22 protein-coding genes are annotated in these 24,893 nt (G+C 35.7%); 5 read left to right on the forward strand and 17 right to left on the reverse strand.

All coding sequences use genetic code 11. The annotated features are described in order from the left end of the window. Window positions 1-89 precede the first annotated feature (89 nt). From ACQKII_RS01345 to ACQKII_RS01370, 6 genes are all read right to left on the reverse strand, one after another. Window positions 90-2,096, reverse strand: coding sequence for an EAL domain-containing protein (locus tag ACQKII_RS01345; protein WP_427455593.1), 2,007 nt, complete (start codon window positions 2,094-2,096; stop codon window positions 90-92). 52 nt (window positions 2,097-2,148) lie between these two features. Then, window positions 2,149-4,305 (reverse strand): RNA degradosome polyphosphate kinase, encoded by a 2,157-nt coding sequence (locus ACQKII_RS01350; RefSeq protein ID WP_427455595.1) that lies wholly within the window; start codon window positions 4,303-4,305, stop codon window positions 2,149-2,151. Beyond that, entirely contained in the window at window positions 4,247-5,848 is a 1,602-nt protein-coding gene (locus tag ACQKII_RS01355; RefSeq protein ID WP_427455597.1) for a Ppx/GppA family phosphatase, read from the reverse strand. The genes ACQKII_RS01350 and ACQKII_RS01355 overlap by 59 nt, the downstream gene beginning before the upstream one ends. 172 nt (window positions 5,849-6,020) lie before the next feature. Next, window positions 6,021-6,923, reverse strand: a complete 903-nt coding sequence (locus tag ACQKII_RS01360) for a chemotaxis protein (RefSeq protein WP_427455599.1) — start codon at window positions 6,921-6,923, stop codon at window positions 6,021-6,023. Window positions 6,924-6,991: 68 nt separating this feature from the next. Then, complete coding sequence (locus ACQKII_RS01365; RefSeq protein ID WP_427455601.1) at window positions 6,992-8,314, reverse strand: MFS transporter; 1,323 nt, start codon at window positions 8,312-8,314, stop codon at window positions 6,992-6,994. Window positions 8,315-8,663: 349 nt separating this feature from the next. Beyond that, on the reverse strand, window positions 8,664-8,981 hold the full coding sequence (locus tag ACQKII_RS01370; protein ID WP_427455603.1) for a winged helix-turn-helix transcriptional regulator: 318 nt from the start codon (window positions 8,979-8,981) through the stop codon (window positions 8,664-8,666). Between the two features lie 155 nt (window positions 8,982-9,136). Here ACQKII_RS01370 and ACQKII_RS01375 point away from each other — a divergent pair, with 155 nt between their 5' ends. Beyond that, window positions 9,137-9,529, forward strand: a complete 393-nt coding sequence (locus tag ACQKII_RS01375; protein ID WP_427455605.1) for a DoxX family protein — start codon at window positions 9,137-9,139, stop codon at window positions 9,527-9,529. A 175-nt stretch (window positions 9,530-9,704) separates the two neighbouring features. Here the strand turns inward: ACQKII_RS01375 and ACQKII_RS01380 are convergent, their stop codons facing one another. The 3 genes from ACQKII_RS01380 to ACQKII_RS01390 all read right to left on the reverse strand — a co-directional run bounded on the left by ACQKII_RS01380 (window position 9,705) and on the right by ACQKII_RS01390 (window position 11,365). Next, on the reverse strand, window positions 9,705-10,571 hold the full coding sequence (locus ACQKII_RS01380; RefSeq protein ID WP_427455607.1) for an NAD(P)-dependent oxidoreductase: 867 nt from the start codon (window positions 10,569-10,571) through the stop codon (window positions 9,705-9,707). Window positions 10,572-10,888: 317 nt separating this feature from the next. Next, window positions 10,889-11,083 (reverse strand): Spo0E family sporulation regulatory protein-aspartic acid phosphatase, encoded by a 195-nt coding sequence (locus ACQKII_RS01385; protein WP_427455609.1) that lies wholly within the window; start codon window positions 11,081-11,083, stop codon window positions 10,889-10,891. A 93-nt stretch (window positions 11,084-11,176) separates the two neighbouring features. Beyond that, window positions 11,177-11,365, reverse strand: a complete 189-nt coding sequence (locus ACQKII_RS01390; RefSeq protein ID WP_427455611.1) for a hypothetical protein — start codon at window positions 11,363-11,365, stop codon at window positions 11,177-11,179. Window positions 11,366-11,490: 125 nt separating this feature from the next. Between ACQKII_RS01390 and ACQKII_RS01395 the strand changes: the two genes are divergently transcribed. From ACQKII_RS01395 to ACQKII_RS01405, 3 genes are all read left to right on the forward strand, one after another. Further along, entirely contained in the window at window positions 11,491-11,682 is a 192-nt protein-coding gene (locus ACQKII_RS01395) for a YkvS family protein (protein ID WP_427455613.1), read from the forward strand. Between the two features lie 77 nt (window positions 11,683-11,759). Continuing rightward, window positions 11,760-12,377, forward strand: a complete 618-nt coding sequence (locus ACQKII_RS01400; RefSeq protein WP_427455615.1) for a CPBP family intramembrane glutamic endopeptidase — start codon at window positions 11,760-11,762, stop codon at window positions 12,375-12,377. A 63-nt stretch (window positions 12,378-12,440) separates the two neighbouring features. Then, window positions 12,441-13,124: a hypothetical protein gene (locus ACQKII_RS01405; protein ID WP_427455617.1), complete on the forward strand. Its 684-nt coding sequence runs from the start codon at window positions 12,441-12,443 to the stop codon at window positions 13,122-13,124. Window positions 13,125-13,350: 226 nt separating this feature from the next. Here ACQKII_RS01405 and ACQKII_RS01410 read toward each other — a convergent pair whose 3' ends face one another. Together ACQKII_RS01410 and ACQKII_RS01415 are read right to left on the reverse strand one after the other, a co-directional pair. After that, complete coding sequence (locus ACQKII_RS01410; RefSeq protein ID WP_427455619.1) at window positions 13,351-13,797, reverse strand: MarR family winged helix-turn-helix transcriptional regulator; 447 nt, start codon at window positions 13,795-13,797, stop codon at window positions 13,351-13,353. 119 nt (window positions 13,798-13,916) lie between these two features. Next, window positions 13,917-15,359 (reverse strand): PAS domain-containing sensor histidine kinase, encoded by a 1,443-nt coding sequence (locus ACQKII_RS01415; RefSeq protein WP_427455621.1) that lies wholly within the window; start codon window positions 15,357-15,359, stop codon window positions 13,917-13,919. A gap of 235 nt (window positions 15,360-15,594) precedes the next feature. Here ACQKII_RS01415 and ACQKII_RS01420 point away from each other — a divergent pair, with 235 nt between their 5' ends. Next, window positions 15,595-17,334 carry a B12-binding domain-containing radical SAM protein gene (locus tag ACQKII_RS01420; protein WP_427455623.1) on the forward strand — a complete coding sequence of 580 codons (1,740 nt, stop codon included), beginning with the start codon at window positions 15,595-15,597 and terminating at the stop codon, window positions 17,332-17,334. A gap of 760 nt (window positions 17,335-18,094) precedes the next feature. Here ACQKII_RS01420 and ACQKII_RS01425 read toward each other — a convergent pair. The 6 genes from ACQKII_RS01425 to ACQKII_RS01450 form a co-directional block, all read right to left on the reverse strand. Then, window positions 18,095-19,138 (reverse strand): zinc-dependent alcohol dehydrogenase family protein, encoded by a 1,044-nt coding sequence (locus ACQKII_RS01425; RefSeq protein ID WP_427455625.1) that lies wholly within the window; start codon window positions 19,136-19,138, stop codon window positions 18,095-18,097. Window positions 19,139-19,326: 188 nt separating this feature from the next. Further along, window positions 19,327-20,049, reverse strand: a complete 723-nt coding sequence (locus ACQKII_RS01430; protein ID WP_427455627.1) for a hypothetical protein — start codon at window positions 20,047-20,049, stop codon at window positions 19,327-19,329. An 11-nt stretch (window positions 20,050-20,060) separates the two neighbouring features. Then, window positions 20,061-20,321 (reverse strand): transposase, encoded by a 261-nt coding sequence (locus ACQKII_RS01435; RefSeq protein ID WP_427455629.1) that lies wholly within the window; start codon window positions 20,319-20,321, stop codon window positions 20,061-20,063. A gap of 441 nt (window positions 20,322-20,762) precedes the next feature. Beyond that, entirely contained in the window at window positions 20,763-22,118 is a 1,356-nt protein-coding gene (locus ACQKII_RS01440; RefSeq protein WP_427455631.1) for a TrkH family potassium uptake protein, read from the reverse strand. A 348-nt stretch (window positions 22,119-22,466) separates the two neighbouring features. Next, the gene (locus tag ACQKII_RS01445; RefSeq protein ID WP_427455633.1) at window positions 22,467-23,231 is read right to left on the reverse strand and encodes a TerC family protein; all 765 of its coding nucleotides are present in this window, start codon (window positions 23,229-23,231) and stop codon (window positions 22,467-22,469) included. 575 nt (window positions 23,232-23,806) lie between these two features. Next, a complete protein-coding gene (locus ACQKII_RS01450; protein ID WP_427455635.1) occupies window positions 23,807-24,892 on the reverse strand; it encodes an SDR family oxidoreductase in 1,086 nt (361 codons plus the stop codon). Between the last annotated feature and the right edge of the window lies 1 nt (window position 24,893).

A 24,893-nucleotide genomic window follows, 5' to 3' on the forward strand; every position in this document is an offset into this window, starting at 1 on the left:
TTTATCATTAAACGCAGTGAAATAAAATAAAAAAACAGTAGCACTCACTCAAAATGCCTAGTGAAGTGCTACTGTTTTATTTAAGCGTATTAACTTACAAAATATTTTTTTACTATAGATTCTACGGGCAATGGCTTGTTATAAAAATAGCCCTGTCCTTTTTGACATTGATGTCGTTTTAAAAAGGCAACTTGTGATGGCTCTTCAATGCCCTCTGCGATAACCTCTAACCCTAGATTATGGGACATGGAAATAATAGCCTTAATTATAGCTTCGTTTTTATCGTCTTTTTCAATGTCGGCAATAAATGACTGATCTATTTTAATAATGTCAATTGGATAACGTTTTAAATAGCTAAGTGACGAATAGCCAGTTCCAAAATCATCCACCGAAACAAAAACGCCTAACTGCTTCAATTCCGTTAATATTGAAAACGTTTCATGGACATTTGTCATAGAGCTTTCCGTAATCTCCACTTCTAATAATTCAGGTGACACATTATATTTCTTTAAAGCTGCTTTAATTTTTCGCGCAAAGTTTTCTTTTCTAAATTGCTTAGGCGAAATATTAATGGCAATACGCACAGGTCGATAGCCTTTCTTATGCCACTCTTTTTGATAGCGACACACTTCATCAATAATCCAATCTCCAATCTCTATTATTAAGCCTGATGCTTCTGCAATAGGGATAAACTGTGCAGGTGATACAAAGCCGAATTTACGATTATTCCACCGTAATAACGCCTCGAAGCTATTTATACTATTATTGTTTAAATCCATTTGAGGCTGTAAATGAATACTTAACTCATTAAATTCGATAGCGCGGCGTAAGTGCGCCTCCATCAATGCCTCATTCGGGAAAACATTTGTCATATCTTCTCGATAATAACGGAAATGTGAACGTCCATGCTCTTTCACTGAAAATAGTGCTTGATCGGCTTTACGGACAAGCGTTTCTATATCTTGTCCATCCGCTGGGCTTAGTGAAATACCAATTGAGACGCTAATAAAGTATTCCTGACCATCAATCATGAATGGTTGTTTTAACACCTCTAGAATTGAATTGGCTATATGCTCAATTTTGTTTATCGACGCATCTTTTAGTATGAAAATAAATTCATCACTATTATATCGATAAAGCGAACATCTTGAGTGGCAAAGCTCATTAAGTCTTTGGCTAAACTTTCGCATTAGCTCATCGCCTTTACCTTCACCAAGCGATTCATTGAATTTTTTAAAGCGATCTATATCCACTAAAATAAGCGCCGCCTGCTTATTTTCATTATTCTTATCGTTCAAATGATGTAGCCAGTGTTCTTTAAACGCCTTGCGATTCCATATACCCGTTAATTCATCCATCAGTGCTAGGTAATAAAAGGCCTCTTGTTCATTCAAAAACGAATTCGCATCTTTCACAAATAAATGCACACCAACAAGTTCGCCATTATAATACGTTGGATGCGTACGTAAATAAAATGGTTCATTGCTAAACAATTCACCTTGAAATAAACATTTTGGCATACCAAATACGGAACCCTCAATAGTTTTTGAAAATAATAATTTAAATTCGTTTACATACTTGCTCTCTAATAATGAAAAAATATCTAAGCCTATCAAGCAGTTTTGTTTATCTGGCAAGAGGGAAGTAGCCGCAATATTTTGATGTATAATACGACCTTGTAAATCAGTCGTTATCACAGGACTTATATGCTGTTCAACAAATTGCAGATACGGCTTAGAATCGTTCTGTTCTTCACGTAGGATAATCGCGACAATATTGTCCGCTATTTGTTGTACACTAACTGCAAATGTTCTTAATTTGTATCGCATATGGAGTTCTACGATTCGCACAACATTAAATTCTTGTTGTAATATATTCAATAATTGCTGCCAGCTTTGCTCTGCAAAAAAACAATTTGCTTTTGTAGCTTTTGCGTCCTGTAGCTCAATAAAAGAGGCTAGTTTGTCATTATAATCGACGATTTCATACGCTGTTGTATCAATTTTTCTCAAGCATACGACTGCATCAAATGGATTGAGCTGTGTCACTTGATGATAGCTTGCAAATTGCGCTACATTCTCGTTATTTTTTTTCATTATATCCCTCACTAAGTAGCGTGTTTGCTAAATTCAATATCCAAAATGTAAGTTATTCTTCATCTAGCGTTGGCTTGAGTGCATCCTTCAAAAAAATCTCCTGACTATTGATGGGGTCTTCACTTCGGTCAAACTCTTTATAATGATATTTTCCATTTGAGTCTTGGATACGTGCTTTGGCCGTATCTTCCAATTGCTTGTTCATACTGTCAATAATACGAGCTTTTGCTTCGCTTGCATATACGGGGAATAAAATTTCAACACGCTTAATCATATTACGTGTCATCATATCCGCTGAAGATAGATAAACTTTGTTCTCCCCATTATGGTGGAACCAATAAATACGTGAGTGCTCAAGGAAACGCCCAACAATACTTGTTACGGTTATATTATCACTAATTCCTGGAATACCAGGTCGAATACAACAAATACCTCGAATAATGAGCTCTACCTTCACCCCCGCAATCGATGCCTCATATAGCTTCATCATTAAATCCTTATCCGTTAATGAATTCATTTTCGCACGGATAAAACCATTTCCGTATTTCTTATGGCAAGCAATCTCCTCATCCATTAATCGAATAAATTCATCGCGAATATCGAATGGTGCGACAACTAAATGATTGAAGATTGGCTTCTCAGTATATCCGCTTAAATAGTTAAAGAAATTGGTTGCATCAATTCCAAATTCCTTATCTGAAGTAATGATGCCCATATCCGTATAAATTTTTGCGGTTGCATCATTATAATTCCCTGTACCGAGATGTACAAAGCGTTCTATTTTACCGTTACGACGGCTGACAACAAGTGTTATTTTGGAGTGCGTCTTTAAATTATTCATACCATAAATGACCAGACATCCAGCTTGTTCAAGTTGCTTCGCCCAATGTACATTATTTTCTTCATCGAAACGTGCTTTTAGCTCTACTAAAACAGTCACCTGCTTACCATTTTCCGCAGCAAACTTTAAGGCCTGGATAATCGGTGAATTGCCACTTACACGGTATAATGTTTGTTTTATCGCCAATACATTTGGATTGACTGCAGCCTCCGTGATGAAGTCTACAATCGGTACGAATGACTCGTATGGATGATGGAAAAAAATGTCCTGCTGTAATGCTTTTTCAAAAATATTTTCATCTGATTGTAAATCTAATGGTGGTTGTGGGATAAAACTTTCGTATTCTAAATGCTCACGCCCCACAGAAATGCCTTTTACAAACGAAAACATAAAGGTTAAATCTAGCGGTCCATCAATATGAAAAACATCTGTTTCTTCAATTTCAAATTCCTCTAGTAAGTAAGCCAGTACCTCTTCATTCATTTCCCCTACACGCACTTCTAGACGACTTCCTACACCCCATTTGCGTTTCTTCAGCTCTTTTTCTATTTCCACCAGTAAGTCCCGTGCGCCTTCTTCGTGTATCGTTAAATCTGCATTACGTGTTAAACGAAAGGCCTGTGCTGACTTAACACTATAGCCATAGAATAGTTTTTCAATATGCGCTACAATGACATCCTCAAGCAAAACAACGACGGTTTCTCCTTCCGATGAAGGAACTTTAATATAACGATCCAAGACAGATGGTACTTGAACAATCGCTACTCTTTCATGATTTTCTGAATTAGGCTCATCCTGCTCTAATAATACAAGTAAATTTAATGTCTTACCTAGAAGAGTTGGAAAAGGACGATAAGCATCAACAGCTACCGGTGTTAAAACTGGGAAGATTGTTTCAGCAAACATTTCATTGATGAACGTTTTTTGTGTACTTGTTAAATCCTTCATGTCTGCAATATGTACATTATGTTGTGGTAGCAAGTCATAAATTAAATGTCGATACACTTCCGTTTGTCGACGTACTAAAGCTTGCGTGCGCTCTGCTATCTTTGCTAATTGCTCTTTCGGTGTTAAACCAGATTTATTTTCGGGCTTATGAAAACCAGCACGTACCTGATCCTGAAGACCTGCCACACGTACCATGAAAAATTCATCTAGATTCGAACTAAAAATTGCTAGAAATTTCAAACGCTCTAGCAGAGGATTATTTACATCCTCCGCTTCTTCTAAAACACGTTCATTGAAAGCAAGCCAGCTTAATTCCCGATTATTATAATATTGGGGCTTTGCAATTTCCTCTAGTAATCGGTTATATGTTTCTGAATGTTCTTCTTCGTATATGCGATCGTTCGTTATTTCGGTTGTCATTATTTTTCCACCCTTCTTCAATAAAATTTACTTGGATAGGTATCTTTAATGTGCGCTCTAGATGCTTTTTATGCCGATTTGCTTGATATTTTTCAGCGGCAGCATTATTTTTCACATAGACGTCAAGTTGTGCAAAGCCTTCCCTTTTATGCATCTCAATTGCATGGACAATATTGCGTTTTGATACGTTTAATGAATAGACAAATTTTAACAGCGCGCCAAGATCACGTATTTTTCGATATTCTTCACGACTTATCCATTCCGTAAATGGTGCAGCGAATCGCTGATAATAATCTTTATTTTTATACGAAGCTAAAAGTGCTAATTTTACACGTTCTTTATGATTCAAGCCATCAATAGACTGATTGGCAATTAAATAAAAAGTATGTTGGCTAGCAGAGCTTAATTCTATATATTCTCCAATATTAAATACCTTTGCTGCTTTCCTTACTAATTGCAAATCCGCAACGTCAAATGGCAAATAACTTAAATGGCAGCACTCACGATATAATTGATCTGCCAAATGCATTAAATAATCAACTTCTGCCTCGGTACGCCCATATTGCCTTGCTAGCCGTCTAGCGTTTCCCTCAAATACATTGTACTTATCAAAAGCATTTTCATCAGTTTGTAAAATACGGTGAATAATAAGCCCTTCACGTAATCCTTTTTTCGTTAGCTGGAACACTTCACTACCTACAACCTCCATTAGTACACGGAAAACTTCTAATGCCGGCACAATAATATCGGCACGGTCAGAGGATAGTCCATCTAACTGTTTCAATTCATTAAAGCTTAAATTTCCTAGAAACATACTTAGCTTCTCTAAATCCTGCTTTGGTATTTCGTAGCCATGTACACTTGCGATAGGATAGTCACGCTGTTGTTGATGGACTTGAGCAATGTTTCGCGCGCTACCGCCAATAGCAATGATCGGTAAACCTACATGTTGAATCCAAGGAAGTGATGTGAACTGCTCCTTCACAAACGCAATGAGCTCTTTTTTTTCACTGCTGTTCAAAATGTCACCCTTCACGAAACGCTGCTTTAAAGAAACAGTGCCAAATGGAAAACTATGTGTTTTTTTTAGCTGCTTATTTTCAAAGAGTGTTATTTCCGTACTACCGCCACCAATATCAATGGTCACTGCAGATCGCGTACCTATGGAATGTGCTACAGCAACATAGCCGTAATATGCCTCTTCTTCCTCAGATAGCAACTCAATTTTAATGCCTGTCCGTTCCTGCATGAAAGTAATAATCTGCTCTCTATTCGAAGCCTGGCGAATTGCTGCAGTGGCAGCAGCCTTTACATCGACAACTTCAAAATCATCGAGCATCGCTTTAAAGGTTAATAAAGTTTCAGTTAGTACCTGAATGCCTTCTTCAGACATTTCACCTGATGGTTGCAAATAAGTACGCAAACGAGCAACCGTTTTAATATTCCCAAGCTCACGAAGTCCCTCTTCTTTGTCATACTGATAAAGAACTAAACGAATGGTATTCGAGCCTATATCAATAATAGCCGTTTTCAAATGATCCAAATAATACACTTCCTTTACGCGGAAAATCATCTATGTTTTATTATCATGTGTTAGAAATACCTTAATCTATACAAAAAAGTCGGAACCTAAAAGGTATCCGACTTTCTTTTGTTTATTAATATTCTTTCAGGATACCAATTATTAAAATTGTGAAGTATCTTTTTCTCCAACTTTATAAGATAAGTTGATCTACGCGTAAAATAAGCTCTGCAATTTCTGGTTTACTAATTTGGTCCTCTGCTCCTACTTGGTCACCTTTATGACGAAGGTCATCCGTAATTAAACTTGAAAAGATGATAACAGGTAGCTTTTGTAAGTCTGGATGTTCTTTGATTTTTCGTGTTAAATGATGACCATCCATTTGTGGCATTTCAATATCCGTTACAACTAATTGAATATGCTCCGTTACATCATTACCACTTTTCGCTAGGGATTCTAAGTAATCATAAGCATCACGACCATTTTCGAAAAATTCAACATTCACATAGCCTGCTTCATTCATCGTATCGAATAATAATTTACGTAGTAAAGGAGAATCTTCAGCGATTAAAATACGCTTTTCTGAGCGATCGCGTTTCCCAAGTTTTTTTACGGAATCGACACTAATCCCTGAATCAGGATTAATATCCACCATAATTTTCTCAAAATCAAGTAATAAAATCATTTGTTCATTTTGCTTAATAACACCGATAACCTGTGAAGTACCACCTTGATACATATCTGAAGGTTTCTCGATTTGATTCCATGAAATGCGGTGAATTTGCGTTACGTTGTCTACATGGAATACAACGCGTTGTTTATTAAATTCGGCAACAATATATTTTTGTTGCGGATTACGTACTGCATTTTGAATACCCAACACTCTTAGCATATCAACTACCGGCAATACCTCACCTCGTAATTGAATAATTCCTTCTACATGCGGGTGCGCGTGTGGAATAAATGTTACTTGAATTGGTTGAATGATTTCTTTAACTTTAATAACATTAATACCGAATTTATTGTTAGCTACTTCAAATTCAACGATTTCTAGCTCATTTGTGCCACTTTCTAATAAGATTCCTTTATGTTCCAAAGCAACCCCGCTCCTTTCTGTTCAACTTCTATTTATAATTCAATTGTATCATAGGCAATACATTTCTCCTACTTGCTATTTCCATTTTTATCATTAACTTTTAGATGCACCACTAGACCAATTACGGTCATCAAAATTAATGTAGACAATGCAACACGGCTTGCTAATGTACCGTAATCCTTCATCCATAATGTGACCGTTCCATAGACAGCTGGTCCTATTATTGATGATACTTTACCCGAAAAAGCAAACAAACCAAAAAATTGCCCACGCTTCTCATTCGGTGACAGCTCAATTATATAGGTTCTAGATGTTACCCACATTGAACCTAACGAAATGCCAAACATACTACCGGCAATCCAGAACATCCATTGTTCCGTAGCAAAGACGGCAAAGACTAAAGCAATAATCATTAATAGTGCTACCATAGTAATTGCTCGTTTAGCCCCTATGGCTTTCGTAATGTAGCCAAATGCGAGCGAGCCAATAATTGTAGACACCGTAGATACTAAATAGAGAATGATAAATTGACCAGAAGTAAAGCCAACAATCGTAGTAGCATAAACAGCCATCATAGCAATAGTCGTAGCAATGGCATCATTTATAAAGAAGTAAGCAATCATAAAGGTAAAGATCGCTTTATATTGTTTCATATCCTTAAAAGTTTGGATAATTTCTTTATAGCCATCAATAAATTTAATAGTCTTGCGCTGCGCTTTAGGAATCGGTGTATCTTTATTAATAAAGAATAATGGCAATGAAAATAATAAGTATAAAATCGCTGTTGGAATAAATGCACGATGGAAATCACTACTGCCAACATATAAATAAACGAGTAACCCAAATACTGTACCTAAATAACCTATTGCCACTCCATAGCCAGAAATAAGTGGCATTTCTGCTTTTGTCCCTAAATCTCCCATCATGGAATCATAGAATACGAGACTTGAATTAAAAAAGAATTTCGCAATGACAAAACTGGCTACTACTAAAAATAAACTAAGCGGTACACCTGAAAAATTCGTTGTCCACTCTAAATTAGCAAAAATCCCCATCATAAAGGTAAAGAAAATAGAAATAGATGCAAACCACACGATAAATCTTTTTTTATAGCCTGTATTATCAATCCATACCCCAAATAATGGTGAAAATACTACAAGAAAAAAGCTTGCTATGGCATTTGCATACGAAATAAATGTACTAGCTACTTGCTGCATCACTTCATTCGTTCCTAAAACTTCATCCATATAAAATGGGAAAAAAATTGTATTTATATTTGAAGAAAATATTGTATTAGCAAAATCATAAAATGCCCAAGACAGTATTGGCAGTGATAAATAGAGTGCTAGTTGACTTCGGTGCTGTGCTTCTCCTATTGGCCTTTGCTTCATTAAACCCCTCCTTTTCTTTTCTTATAATATTAAATTAATTCCATCCTGTATTAAAAAATACCTTTTGTTTAAATAAAATTAATATCATTTACAATTAATAAGAATTTAAAATTAATTAAATTTTCAATCTTCTTATACAATAATACTTTTCTTCCATGGTTGGAATAACAGCAAAAAGGCACTCCTACAGAAAAAAACAGGACAAAAACGGCCTCTCAACCGTAAGCGAAAGGAACGGAAGCATGAACACCAACATGATAATCAAAGGAGAATTGGAATAATAATTTAATGATGATGCCTTCTTAACAAAAAAGATACCCAAGACCCTCTTGCTTGGATATCCATTACGCTATTCTTCCGTGTCCACCCACAAAGAAGACCATTGTTCAACTGCTTTAAGAACTGGTGCAAGTGCATGTCCTTTTTCTGTAAGCCCATACTCTATCACTACTGGCGTTGATGGAATAACTGTTCGTGTCACAATTTGTTCAATCTCTAATTCTTTCAATCGCTCCGTTAACACACGACTGCTAATATTCAATTGATTTTTAATGATTGAAAATCGTTGAGGACCTTCTAGTAACTGATAAATAAGCAAGGTGTTCCAACGATGATTTAATATTTTTAGTGCCTTTTCAAATCGTGGACAAATTTTTTTTTGCTCCAATTTAGCTGCCTCCATTATATTTTGTTCCTATATAACAGTATAGCATTTTTTCTAAAATCTTTTGCAAAAACAAAATTTAGTTACTTGACAAAAGTTGTTTTTAAAAATAAACTAAGTTACGAAATGTAAGTTAAAAAAAAAGGAGTTATTAAACTATGCAAACTATCGGTTCAACTATTTTACGTGTCGTACTTGGCATTATATTTGCAGTTCATGGTTTTCAAAAGTTTCAAGGAGGTATTGGGTTCACAGCTGATTATTTTGATGTGATTGGTATTCCAGGCTTTATGGCTTATATTGTTGCCATTATAGAACTTGTCGGAGGGATAGCAATTATTTTAGGTTTAGGTACAAGGATTTTTGGTGCTCTACTGACAGTGACAATGATTGTTGCTATTTTTACAGCAAAACTTAGCGTTGGCTTTATCGGAGCTGACGGCTTAGCTGGTTATGAATTAGATTTAGCTTTAGGTGCAATGGCTTTATACTTCGCACTTGCAGGTGCTTCTAGTTATTCGTTAGACGCTAAACTTTTTGATAAAGAGTAATACTGCTGTAACTCGTTATTTTCTGTGTGGTAGTGAGTCGCTTTAAAGATGAAAACCCGAAGTATCCATCCTCCCTTGAGATGATACTTCGGGTTTTCTAATACCATAAATATTATTTACCTTTTCTGTGAAGGAAGTGCACAAGCAATTATCATACATTCCAACTTTCAAATATTTATTTATAAGCCTTTATTAGTGTCTGTGTACCGTTGTCACCATAACCCGCATCCATTAACTTTTCGTACATGTCATAAGCAAGTGCTAAACCTGGTAACATAATACCCATTTTTTTCGCTTCATCTAAAGCGATTTTCATATCCTTTACAAAATGCTTGATGTAAAAGCCTGGCGCGTAATCTTCTTTAATCATACGTGGTGCCAAATTACTTAAAGACCATGATCCAGCAGCACCTGAAGAGATCGATTCTAATACTGTTGGTAAATCAAGCCCAGCCTTTAAACCGTAAGCTAGCGACTCACACACACCAATCATGCCAGAAGAAATAACGATTTGATTGCACATTTTTGCATGCTGTCCGGCCCCTGCTTCCCCTTGATATACAATATTTGCACCAAAATGGCTCATAACTGGTAAAACATTATTGAAGGTAGTCTGATTTCCGCCGACCATAATCGACAATGTACCATTCTGCGCACCAATATCTCCACCAGAAACAGGCGCATCTAAAGCCTCGACTTTCAACGTCTGTGCGTGTGCATAAATTTTCTTTGCAAGAGTCGGCTCTGAAGTTGTCATATCAATGACGATATTGCCAGCTTCTGCCGTTTGAAATAAACCGTTGTCTCCAAAATAAACTTCTTCCACATCTGCGGGATAACCAACCATTGTAAAGGCAATATCTTTATCTTTAAATGCTTCGGCAGGTGAGCTTGCCCAGCTGGCTCCTAATGCTATAAGTCGTTCTGCTTTTTCTTTTGTGCGTGTATAGACTGCTACTTCATGACCATTTTGTAATAAATGTTTGATGATACTAGCACCCATAACACCAGCGCCAATAAATGCAATACGTTCTTTTCCCATATGTAAGTACTCCTTTGTTTATAAATGCTTTTCGACAAATTTCCAGCTCCGAGGCTATATTCTGTCTCGTAGTTCTTAGAAACAATTAGATAGCAATTTTCATGTGTTTCCAGTGTAGTTGAATTAGTGCAATAATTCAAACTCTTCATATTGACTTGTACTAAAATTTTCGCGCATTGCATATATACCGAATAAGCAAAAAAAAGAGAGCAAGTGATGGGTTATCACTGCTCTAAAGGGGGAAATGAGAATGTTGCTGTGTTCAAAATAAGTGTTCCCCAATAAATGCTTTTTAAACATTCTATTTAAAAAGTTTTTTACTCCGAATACTGAAACAAATCATCATGATCTTCTTTTTCTTCAAATGCTGTCTGTCTATAATAAGTATTCATTAACTGATCTAATCTGCGGCTCAGTTGAATGGTTTTTGCATTTTGTAATCCGTTTTCTACACCGGAGCGAATCATCATCTCACGAGTTTGTTCCATTTGTTTCAAGAGTAGATTGACCATTCATACAACCCTCCAACATACAAATAATCATACCATTATTATACATTTATATTTCATTTCTTACAGCATTAACTTCCGACAATGTTCGACAAATTAACTTCTAGGTTTTTCCAGATACGTATATATTATTCGCCCATTCTGTTTCGCATCACCTCTAAAATGTTTAAAGAAAGGATGTTTAACGAGTACTTCTCGAAATTCATAAAACTCATCTTTATCAATTTCTATACTTTCTATTTCCCCATTTTGTAATTGCTTAAGCACATTTTCATATTTATCCATTTTTACTATTCCCTTCTTATTTCTTATTTTGTGTAATTAATTATGAATTATTCAAAAAAGGCTTTACGTTTCCCTTTTTTTCATGCAAACTGTATATTATTAGTCGATGAAGGAGCTGACTGTCTGTGAAAATAGCTGAAGTTGGAAATATTATCGAGTTTAAAAATGGTTTACAAGGTGTTGTTGAAAAAGTAAATGAAAATTCGGTGATCGTTGATCTAACATATATGGAGAATTTTGATTCCCTTGAGATTGAAGAGAAAACGGTCGTCAACCATAAACGCTACAAAATTTTAAATGCAAGTGAATCCCAATAGTCTGAATAGTCCCTTTTTGTCTTAATAGATGATAAGGGACTTTTTTTTTGATAATATTAAAGTATGGAGGTCGAATTATGCTTACAAATTCGAAACAAACAATAATATTTCTCCTTTCTTTATTATTCGTTTATGGGATGCTTGCTTTTACATTTGCTAACCCGGCTGTATTTTGGTACTTATATGCATTTACCTTGCTCGTATGCATTGCCATCGCTATTCTTGCTGGTAAAATTGAGGATCAGTTACCTACTTGGCAATTTTTACTTTTTGGTATCGGATACGGTACAATCACATATGGCATTATACGATTGGGTTATTGGCTCGCACCATTCATTAATGACCAGTTCGTAAGGTCCGTACAAAAATTTTTAACGGTCTATGGTCCACAAAATATTTGGCATTACATTTTACTTGTATTCATAGTAGCCATTGGTGAAGAACTATTTTGGCGTGGTTATGTACAACAACAGATGAAACGCTTTATGCGTCCTCATTTTGCTGTTCTTGTCACAGCACTTTTATGCGCCGTTTCCTTCGCTTTAAGTGGCTTTATGCTTGGAATGCTTGCTTCTCTAATAGCAAGCCTAATCTGGGGCTTTTTATATGAATGGCGTAAAAGTATGCCGCTAGTTATTGTCGCTCATGTCGTTTTTGTACTATTATTGTTTTTGGTGTTACCTTTAACATCATAACAAAAATTTTTGGGAAACATTTTATCTTTTACCAACGTTTAATATAGAAAAGGAGGGCTTTTTATGCAAAAAAAATTATTTTCAATGATTGCATTATTACTAACAGCCGTTTTATTTGTGGGTTGTAACACTTCAGATAAATCAGAGGAATCAGATGCTGAACAAAATGAACCAGCTAACACAGCGTCTGAACAAAAACCTACTGAGAGTGGAACTGTAGACAAAGAGCAAGAAACGCCTACAACCGATGAATCAAAAACAAATGCAGAAGCTAAACCACAACAAGAAACAGAAATTAATTACGTACAAAAAGGTGAAGACAAATCTGCAACTGCAACTGAATCAAAAAGCGTTGATCAAGGCTATAAAGTACAACAGTTACCAGGATTTACACTTTCACAAGAAGAACCAGGTAAAGATATGTTAGTATCAAACGAAAATGATGAAGTATTTATGCGTATCGAAACCACTACTGCTTCTGAAACAAGTTATGACGCTGTGAAAACATCTATGCAAGATTACATGAATGCGGTTGGAGATACAGCAGCATTATCTACTGAAGAACTAGCAGCTTTCAAAGATGTTAAAAATATTGAAAGTTATGTTGTACACTTCGATACAGATAAAGTAATCGGTGTTGTTTTTGAGAAAGATGGTCTTATTTCAAAAATTACAATTCATGATAATGATGAACAAGATTTAACAGCTGCAATGCTTGCAATGGCAGCTACTATCTCTAAAAAATAATATGCAGTCTGTGTAGGGTCTTAGAAGTCTTTCTAAGACCTCTTTTTTTTGCCTAGTATAAAACATCAGAATGACCTAATACAGTCATTTCAAGCCCTTCTACCGTATCAAAAATGAATGTACAAGTACGTTCCTAGCAAAATAAAAAAATTCCACTACTAATTCGATCGGTTGCTTTACGCATACTAAAAGAGTTGCCTCAAAAATCCATTTGAGACAACTCTTTTTAATAAGACAAATCTTTAATCGACAAACCCAATTTTTTTAATAATGCAATGGCCTGTTCTTTTTCCTCTTCTGACAGTGCACTCATCAATTTATGAAGATGCTGTTCATGCTCTGGAAATAATTCACCCATAAACGCTTCTCCCTTTGCCGTAATTTCTGCATAGGTAACTCTGCGATCTGCTGGACAAGAAACACGCAATAGATAACCTCTTTTTTCAAGCTTATCAATTACATAAGTAATAGATCCACTGGCAAGTAGTATTTTATTCCCTATTTGCTGTAACGGTTGTCGCCCTTTATGATAAAGAAGCTCTAAAACCGCAAATTCAGTTGGATTTAATCCATTCGCTTGAAAAAAGTGATTGGTTGTTTCATTAATTGCTTTATGTGCACGTGATAATACAATATATAGTTTTAATGATTGCTTTAAATCTTCTGACGTCATAGCCTTTTCCTCTCAATTCGCTCGTTATAATTGCCATTATAGCGACTTTAGAAAAGCATTGTCAAAAGCATTAATCATTTTGTATCTAGTTGTCGCCTATACAATCGTTTTTACTTTCTCTATGTTACTAAATAAGCAGAGTCTTTCGTAGAAACTTCTAACGAGTCAATTTGATTAAAAGTGTAAATTGGAAATTGCATATGGAAGCATGTCCCCTTCTGAATTTCACTGTTAACCCCTATTACACCTTCATGCTCTTCAATGACTTTTTTCACGAAAGCAAGGCCCAGTCCTGTCCCTGTTGATTTTGTCGTGTAAAAAGGTTGAAATAAATTTTGAATCGTCTTACAATCCATACCACTGCCTTCATCTTTAACTTTCAATTCAACTATCGCACAGTCTATAATATTCATTTCAACAGTTATAGTCCCGCCGTTATGCATTGATTCCATCGCATTTTTAATAAGGTTCATAAATACTTGCTTTAAGCGGTTTTCATTGCCACCAATATACACTTGAGTAGAGGAAGAAATATATTGAATCATTATTTTTTTCATAAGTGCATCAGGTAACATAAACTCGATAACTTGTTTCACAACATGATCTAATTCGATTAACTCCACTTTCATACTAGTCGGCTTGGACAATACTAAAAGCTCAGATAAAATTTGTTCCATCCGTTGTAGCTCACTATCAATTACAGATAAGTACATGCGTGATTCCTCATCTGCTTTCAGCTTTAACAGTTCAGTAAAGCCTTTTAAAGAAGTTAACGGATTACGAATCTCATGGGCAATACTAGCTGCCATTTGTCCAACAACATTTAAAGCTTGTTGATGTTCAATTTTATGCTGTAATTGTTTCTTTTCAGTTTCATCATTAATAACAGTGACAATAATATTGTTATACTCATCAAAAATACTTGAAATCTCATAGTAGCAAGTACTGCTCACTTGTGTTTCGTCAACAACATGGATATTGGCATGCTTTTCACCCATAAGCTTTGAAAGATATGTTGTAATCTGCCCATCTTTCATCGAAAATGAATCAAATATATGTTGATGAGCTTTATGCAGAAGCTGGGATTTTTCAATTTTCAAATACATTTCTGCATACTTGTTTAGCCCAAGAATAATCCCGCTAGCATCACTCACAATTACAGCATAAGGTAAGTGATCATAAGCATTAAAAGATTGCGACTTTTCCTGCTCTTGACTAACATACAATTCATGGGCCATATCATCATTTAATGTAGAAATTTGTGCGACAATTTCTTCTGTATTCGATTCATAGAAACATTTAAAGGACATCATTTCAAAATCATTACCAGCCGTTCGAATATTAAATATTTCTTCTGACCTTAAATCACTTTGTAATTGATTGACGAATTTTGACCATTTCAAATTAGATGGCTCGTCCATTGATAAATAGCCAATATACGTTAGATTAAGGTTAAAAAGTTTAATAGCAGCCTCATTCACATTTAAAATTTTCCCTGCTTTATTAAGAATAAGTGTTGGTGACGAAGTACTTTTCATAAGATTTCCAAAACATTGATTCATATCATTTTGCTTCAACTTTCTCACCGAACCTTTCACAAGAGTAAAAAACCTCTAATTCCAAATTTGAGCCTTTACTATACTTTATGACTGTACAATTCTATTATTACAAAATTTAGTAAATTTAAGTATTTAAAATTATTTCACGAACTGTTCACAAAATAAATAGGCAAAAAGGATTATATTGTTTGTCAGCTATTTGACTGTTACAATTAGAAGTTGAAAAGGAGATAAGTGCATGAATACTATTTTAACTACATTGAACGCAAAATATATCCACACAAATTTAGCCTTGCGTTATTTAAAAGGTGCTGCTTTACCAGAATTTGATCCAATCATTGCAGAATATACAATTAAAGACCCCGCTTTTAATATTGTATCAGATTTGTTTCAAAAAAAACCTGATATTGTCGGATTTAGTTGCTATATTTGGAATATTGAAGAAACAATTCACGTAATCAAAATGTTAAAAACGGTTTGTCCTGATGTTAAAATTTTGCTTGGCGGTCCCGAAGTTTCTTATGATTCCCATCATTGGTTGCGCCGTATTGAAGAAGTCGATTTCATTGTGATGGGTGAAGGAGAAACTTCATTTAAACAATTACTACGTCATTTAAATGGAGAAATCTCTTTAGCGGATGTACCTGGGATATGTTATTTAGAGGATGGAAAGGTACGAATTCACGCACAGGCACCGAAAATAGATTTACGTGAACTACCAAGTCCATTCCGTTTTGAAGAGGATCTTCCGCATCTTAGCAAACGTATTCAATACATCGAAACTAGTCGTGGCTGTCCATTTAGTTGCCAATTTTGTTTATCTTCTATTGAAGTAGGTGTTCGCTACTTTAACCGTGAAAAAATAAAAGAAGATATTCGATTCCTTATGGATAACGGTGCACGTATCATTAAATTTGTTGACCGTACCTTCAATATCAGCCGAAGCTATGCGATGGAAATGTTCCAATTTTTAATTGATGAACATCAGCCAAGCGTTGTATTTCAATTTGAGATTACCGCCGATATTATGCGACCTGAAGTCATTCAATTTTTAAATGACAACGCACCTGTAGGCTTGTTCCGCTTTGAGATTGGTGTACAATCGACAAACGATTTAACGAATACGCTCGTACAACGTCGCCAAAACTTTGAAAAGCTAAAGCGTACGGTGACGATGGTCAAAGACGGAGGAAAAATTGATCAGCATTTAGATTTAATTGCTGGTCTACCAGAGGAAGATTATGCAAGCTTCCGACAAACTTTTAATGATGTCTTTGCTATGCGACCTGAAGAATTACAACTTGGATTCTTAAAATTATTACGTGGTACTGGGCTTCGTTTAGAGGCTGAAAAGTTTGGCTACACATATGTGGATTTATCACCTTATGAAATTTTTTCAAATAATGTATTAACCTTCGAAGATATTGTTCGTATTAAGCATGCTGAGGATGTCCTAGAGAAATATTGGAACGATCACCGCATGGATTATACGATTGAATACTTAGTAACAGAGGTATTTGAAACACCATTTGATTTCTTCCAAAATTTTGGTACGTATTGGGAAACGAAGGGATGGTCACGCATTGGACATCAACTTGAGGATTTATTCCGCCGTTTACTTGAGTTTTTAGAAACAGTTGAAGATGCTGATTTACAAGTTATTCAAAGCTTAATGCAACTTGATTATTTAAAGGCACAACAATTCCAGCCACGAAAATTATGGTGGAAAGAACGACCATCAGAGGAACAACAAAAAGCCATTTATATTGCTTTACGTGAAAATCCTGAAATCGCAGGTGAAGAATTTGCCAACTTCAAACTTTCCGAGAAGGAATTGTTCAAGCATACACTTGTTATTCCACATCACTTAGATTACCAAAATTTAATAAAAGGCAAAATAATACAAAAAAATGGCTACCTATTAACCTACTTCCGTCACGGTCAGGCTCCATACTTTGCAACTATCCATTCACTTTAATAAGAAACGCTATTCCCATAATAAATAAAGGGAATAGCGTTTTTTTTATAAAAATATTGTTCATTTATTTTTTGTTTTTATATTTCTTGTAAACGGATATATCTAAATAATAATATTGAGATTAAACTATAAATTGAAAACAGTACCATTGCTATGTCGTCTGATGTTAGTAGAGGTTTCACAACTATGCTAAAAAAGCTTAGTGCTTAATCCTTATCTCCATAGGGTTCATAACCTGTTAATAATACCCATTTGATAATAGCTGTAATCGGGAAGTCTACTGAAAATATTTTAAATTTTTTGACAATTATGTGTCAAAATTAATTATCTGGGGATCTCACCTTTATTTCTTCTGCTGATTTTTTAAATGAACCCTTTCACTTTCATATAGAAAATTAACCACAAAATTCCTTTTGTACCCATTACATTCAATGAGCAACCACCCACTGAATTAAATCTACTTCCTAAAAGAAACGGAAATATCTATGCAATCAATGATCCAACCATGACTCTTATTTAGCGAAGGATTCTTTTGTATTTTTTGTGTATTTGAGTAATGAAATCAATTTATTTTTTTTGTAAATAGTTTGTTATCTTTCGTTAAGTTTACTATAGGGGGCATGTTAGGAGCGACAAAAATCGATAACAAATTTCGGCTTTAAAAGGCAAACCCAGGACTCCATCGTGAGTACCTGGTATTTGTCATTTGTTTTTCGCATTCACTTTTAAATCTTAAGAGGCTTTCAACGATGATTCTTAATTATTCGAAATCAATAATAATTTTTAAAGCATTTTCTTTCGCTGCATTTCCGAATGTTTCATATGCCTCAATCATATCGTCAAATTTGTAACGGTGTGTTACTAGTGCCTCAGGCTTAATCGTGCCAGTTTCTAATGTTTTTAATAACATTGGCGTTGTATTTGTTGATACTAAGCCTGTTGTAATTGTTACGTTTCGAATCCATAAATCTTGTAATTGTAGTTCGACCGGTTTACCATGTACACCAACGTTCGCTAAGCGACCTCCCGGTGATAAGATACGTTGACAAAGGTCGAATGTTACAGGGAAACCTACAGCTTCGATTGCTACGTCTACACCACGACCATCAGTAAGTTCAAAGATTTTATCCATTGCAGCTTGTGCATCACGAGAGTTGACTGTGTGTGTTGCCCCGAATTTCTTTGATTCCTCTAAACGGTTATCATCGAGATCAATCATGATGATTTTTGATGGAGAATAGAATTGTGAAGTTAATAATGCAGACATCCCGATTGGACCTGCACCTACGATAGCTACTACATCTCCAGGAGATACTTGACCATTTAATACACCAATTTCGAAACCTGTTGGTAAAATATCAGAAATCATTACAGCCGCATCATCTGAAATCCCTTGAGGAATGTGGTATAAAGAGTTGTCTGCATGTGGGATGTGTACGTACTCTGCTTGTGTACCGTCGATTAAGTGACCTAAAATCCAACCACCATCTTCACAGTGTGCATATAAAGATTGTTTACAATAGTGACATTTACCACATGAAGTAACACATGAAATGATTACTTTATCGCCTACTCTGAAGTTTGATACGCCTGTACCTACTTCTTCTACAATACCGATCCCTTCGTGACCTAAAACTGTACCTTCTTTAACAGCAGGTACATCGCCTCCTAAGATGTGCAAGTCTGTACCACAAATTGTTGTTTTTAATAGACGAACAACTGCGTCACCGTCTTTAATTACATGTGGTTTTTCAACTTCGCGTAATTCTTTTTTACCTGGACCTACATAGACTAATGCTTTCATTTAAAATCGCTCCCCTCAAAATGGATTTTGATATGTAATTAGGTTCACAAAATCCTATTACACAGTAAATATAAATAATTTTTCATAAAACGTCAACAATTCGGACACAAAAAAGTTAAATTTTATAACTTTATTAAAAACCAAAGGCGAATAGCATGTTTGCTATTCACCTTTTTATTTATTCCTATTTACTTTAACTTTAAACTGCGAAGTGAGGCATGACCTCGACGCAGTCGATTTTCTGCTCCTGTTAAGAACGGCACGATTGCTTGTAAACATTCATTGTCATATAAATATTCTTTATGAATAATTCGTGGTAATGGCAGTTTTTTTTCACTACAAGCTTCTTTGCAATGAGCAATAAACTCTGGCTGTAAAGACGTGTAAAGTACTGGTGGTATTTCAAATTGTGCATATGCTTTCTCTATTGACTCTACAAATAAATCTTCACTTAATGATTTATCAAAGCTGAAGCCCGTTAATTTCTTTGTATGTACATCCAAAATAGATGCCATATAAACCCAACCTTGATGCCATGTTGGTACATAACTAATATTGAGTACCCACTTTTTATTGGCATCCGTCGTTTCAAAGCCAACATTAACAATAGGCTCCTGGTTTTCTTCTTCTTGCGCTTCTACTTTTGCTTTTTTTAACACACGCTGTACTTTTCGCAAGCTTCCTTGAAAGCCACGCATTTTTAAAATTTCATACAACTGGGAAGCATTGTAAAGTTGTCCTTCTTCAATAAAAATCTGTTCAATTTCTTCTAATAATCCCTCTGGTGCAGATTGTGTTGGTGTTGCATTTTTTTGCAATGCGTTATAATACGTACTTTTTGGTAAATCTAATAACTCACAAAGTACTTTAACCGCATATTTTTTACTTTCTCGTTCAATATATTCAATCACATCTGTTTCAGCTATTTGGGTGCGAATATGGTAATAGCCTTTTTTAAAATATCAACCTCTTGTTTTAATCGCTCGTTTTCTTTTTGAATTGTTAATACTTCTGCCTTTGTCATATCGACCACACCTTCAACAGGTGAGTATAATTTTATCCATTTATAAATCGTAACTTCTGAAATACCATATTCGCTTGATAGTTTACTTACAGCGGTGCCGAGGCGATATTGTTTAACAAGTTCTAATTTAAAATCTGAAGAATACCGTTTTTTCCCCATTCAAGCCCCCCCTTTTTTCTCTTATTTATCATAGTGCCTAGTCGTACTAATGTCTAGGTAAGATGTAAAAATGAAGCGACTTGTTTTGGTATTTTATTAATAAAAATATTTTTTTGGGAAATGAGAAAAGCCAGGCTCACATTTTTGAGTACCTGGTTTTATTATTCATTCAATTACTTATTAATAGCCCCTTCACTTGTGTTTTCAAGGCTTGTTTGGCATATCGAAACACTTCGTCGTTACCTGGTAATGTGACAGTCACGTCGCTAAATTACTTCCTAACCTTTTCCTATTTAACGAAGACATTACACCTGATCACGAGAGAAATTCCCTTAAAAAATTCGAAGATTACCTCAAAAATTAATCTTTAAGGGGCAAAAAAAAGGGGGAATTCAAAAATATCCCCCCACAAAAGCCTTTTATACTAATGATTTAGGTTCCTTACCCAATAATTACTCTTTCCTTTGGATAGTGGTAACTTGATTTTTTTCCTCTTCCACCACCACCGAGTGTATAAAGGAAGGATATTAAACCAACCCGACCAATAAACATTAATATAATAATAATAAATTTACCGATAACCGATAAATCTGAGGTTATCCCTAAGGACATCCCACATGTTCCGAACGCCGATGTAATTTCAAAGATAATTTGAATGAGTGTCGCATGCGGTTCCGTAATCAATAAAACAATTGTGGCAGTCAACACCATAAAGCACGCCAATAAAATAACGACAAACGAGCGGAATACATCAATTAGATGGATTTCACGTCCAAATACTTGAATATCCTCTCTTCCTCTTGCAAACGTGATTAAGAATAAAATAGCGATGGCAAAAGTCGTCGTTCGTATCCCGCCCCCTACTGAGCTTGGGGAAGAACCAATAAACATTAAAAAGCTCATAAATATATCCGTGGCCTCGCTAAAGGTTGTTACATCATACGTTGTAAGTCCTGCCGAACGAGTCGAAACAGAATGATACATTGCTGAAAAAATCGCCTCATGCCAAGGCATTCCCTTAAAGGAGTGGAATGACTCAAGCAGTAAAATAACAAGTGCGCCTACAACAAATAAAATCGCATATGTGGATGTTGTAATTTTTGTAAATAAGCTAAATCTGAAATTTGGGTGTCTATTGAGTAAAAATGTTTTCACTTCAATTAATACTGGGAATCCGATTGCTCCACAAACTATCAGCACCATCGTTACCAATTGAACAAAATAGTCATTATGAAATGGTTGTAGACTCATCCCCGTAATATCAAATCCACCGTTGGTAGTAGCAGAAATGGAGGCAAAGACACCGTGAATAAGTGCCTCCTCAAATGTATCGAAATAATTCATAAAATGAGCCGTTAAGATAATAGCGCCTACTAATTCAATACCAATCAAGATCTTCAAAATTTCCCGAATAAGCTGGACAACACCTGACAAATTGTACTGATTATGGTCAATCATAATTAGTTGACGCTCACGCATACCAATTTTTTTTCCTACAAGCAACCAAACAAAGGTGCCAAGTGACATAATACCAATTGCACCTAGCTGCAAAATAACAAGAACCATGACAAGGCCAAATGTTGTGTAGGTCGCTGAAATATTAAATGTCGTCAAGCCTGTCACACTAACAGCACTCACAGCTGTAAATAAGCTATCTAGTAGTGAAACTTCCACACCCTCTTTATGAACGCCGGGAAGACGTAATAACAGGAAGGAAATCGCTATTGCTATAAAATAATAAGAAACAAGTACCTGAAATGGTGTCACGAGTTTATTCGATGATTTTTTCCACGGCACCTCACCAACCCCCTTCCACCTCTTGATGACAAACTTGATATTAGTATAGAAAAAATAGGAATAAAAAGAAAGAGGCTGTCCTAAAAGTAAAAATAGTGTACCTGGAGTACTTATGGCCAAGTGGAACAATGGCTAAAATCGTCACGTCCTGTGACATCTTCGTGACCTACATCCTGTTGCTGTCGCTTCGCTTTCGCACATTAAACACCTGTTGCTGTCGCTTCGCTTTCGCACATAAAACATGTTGCTGATGCGATTCGTGCCTGCGGAAAGCGAAGCAGATTATCATCCTATAGGAAGACGATCAATATTGTTTGAGGGATTTTAGGGACAACCTCAAAAAATTATTTAGTTAGTTTTTTTATTTCGTACTCCAATTAAGTATCCACCTAATGCTATTGCTATTAAAACAATCCAGAAAGTTAATTCCCATGCTGTTGAGTGTGGGAAATCTGCTGGTAAAACACCCACATTTTTATGTGCTAATGTTAAAACAACAAGCTTCACACCTACCCAGCCAACTATTAAAAATGCTGCCGTTTCAAGTGAAGGATAGTCATTTAATACTTTAACAAACCATTGAGCTGCAAAACGCATCATAATGACCCCAATAAAACCGCCCAGTAACATGACAGTAAATTGCCCGCCATTGATGCCTCCTATATCAAAATCACCCCAATGCGGCAAGGTCACAGCTATAGCAACTGCAGCTAGCATAGAATCAATGGCAAAAGCTATATCTGCTAATTCTACTTTAACAACAGTCATCCAAAAACCAGAGCCTTTTTTTTTAGTTTTTCCCTCATATTCTTCCTCAGGCTCATCTTTGTGTTTTTTCAAGTCATAGATATTTTTGGCGGACATGAATAGTAAATAGGCTGCCCCCACAGCTTGGATTTGCCAATAATTCACTAAAACTGTAATAACAAACAGGGCAGAGAATCGGAATATTAATGCCCCAAATAATCCATAAAATAATGCTTTCTTTTGTTGTTCATGTGGTAAGTGTTTAACCATTACAGCCATCACAACCGCGTTGTCTGCTGCTAATAATCCTTCTAATACAACTAGTACCATGAGTACCCAGCCATATTGTAATAATATTGCTTCCATTCAATGTGCCCCCTTTAAGCTTGTATACCCAAATAACTAACAATTACTAGACGTTTGCAAAAGAAAAGGAAGCTTCTAATAAGCCAAATACGATAAAGTGAAACTCTAATCAGTGGGGGGTTCCTTCTCCCCTCACTGATTGTTCGTTGAACCAATCGGGCTTTTACGATCAGTTGTTCGACCACCTTGTGTACTCACTCACATCTTTCCACTTGAGGTGAACGTCTTACTGACCGTTTTGCTGATAATAATAGCTAAAAAAGCAATTTTAACATACCTACCGCTTCGCTTTCGCGCAGAAGGAGGCGTCTCAAATGACTTTTGAGACACCTCCTTGCTAAGCAAATTTATAACTGTTACTTCGCTCTCAGTGCATAAATCCCCACTGTGGATTTTATATCATTCACTTAAGTCATTCCCTCTCGCAACAGATGGTTTACACCTTATCTTGACGAATGAGAAACCAGATACATCGCTCTCATCTGTTAGCTACTCCCTTTGACAAATGTCGAAGGATTTTTCTTCTGTAGGATTATTATAGCACTATCATTTATTACTGACAAAAATATCTAGCATCATTTAATCTGTATTTGATAGCTCTCATCCTCTTTATGCGCTAAATAAAAATTAACCATCATTGGCATAGTCTGTATAAAGTCAGGGCATGTTATACCGCCTGTTTGTAAAATAGTAACCGCTTCTGTTGTATCAAATATCGCATTCCAGGTTAAATAATCTAAGGTTTCTTGCTCAACGCCTAACTTTTTTCGGACAAATGGTACTTGCAACGATTTTTTTGCAAGAACTAGTGGTAAGCGCCACTTTGGATAGTGATTCGTCAATAGTTTTACCATCGTACGATATACTTCCTGCACAGGATGAGGATTAGGATCTGTCAAATGTAGTGTTTTCCCTTCAGCACTTTTCTCGTCCATTATAAATATAGATGCCTTTAGAATATAATCTATTGGTACGACATTTATAGTTGAATTTGAATCTCCGATATACGGAATGAACGGCAAACATTTTAATTTATCTACCATATTTAAAAAGAAATATGGCCCATCAAATTTAATCGTTTCTCCTGTTTCAGAATGTCCTCGTACAATCCCAGGGCGAATAATTGTGAGTGGAACCTCCGATTTTAAATCTTCCACACGATGTTCAGCCTCATATTTTGTTTCCTCATAATAGTTTTTAAAAGCACGCGGTCGAATAAGCTCATTCTCACGTAAAATCCCTTCCCGTGAACCAGCTACATATGCCGTACTAAAGTACATATAACGCTTTACATTCGGTAGTGTACGTACAAAATCATTGACCATCGCGGTTCCATGTACATTTACCTTCCATGCTATATCACGTGGCACAGCTAAATCGTAAATTGCCGCTAAATGCCAAATGACTTCAATTTGAGGTAAAATTTCCTGCATGATTTGATTTCCAAGACCAATATTTGGGAGCGTAATGTCCCCTTCTACAATCTGAATCGAGCAATTTGGAAACTCCGCCAGTATGTTATTTTTTTCTATATTCGCCTTTCGTAACTCTCCTGTTAAGACAATAGCAATGACTTCCTGTGTTTTGTTTTTTCCAAATAACTCACGAATTAACTGACTCGAAATGAACCCTGGAAATCCCGTAAAAAAATGAACAGCCATC

The sequence above is a fragment of the Lysinibacillus sp. NPDC048646 genome, assembly GCF_050272295.1.
Classification (GTDB): domain Bacteria; phylum Bacillota; class Bacilli; order Bacillales_A; family Planococcaceae; genus Lysinibacillus.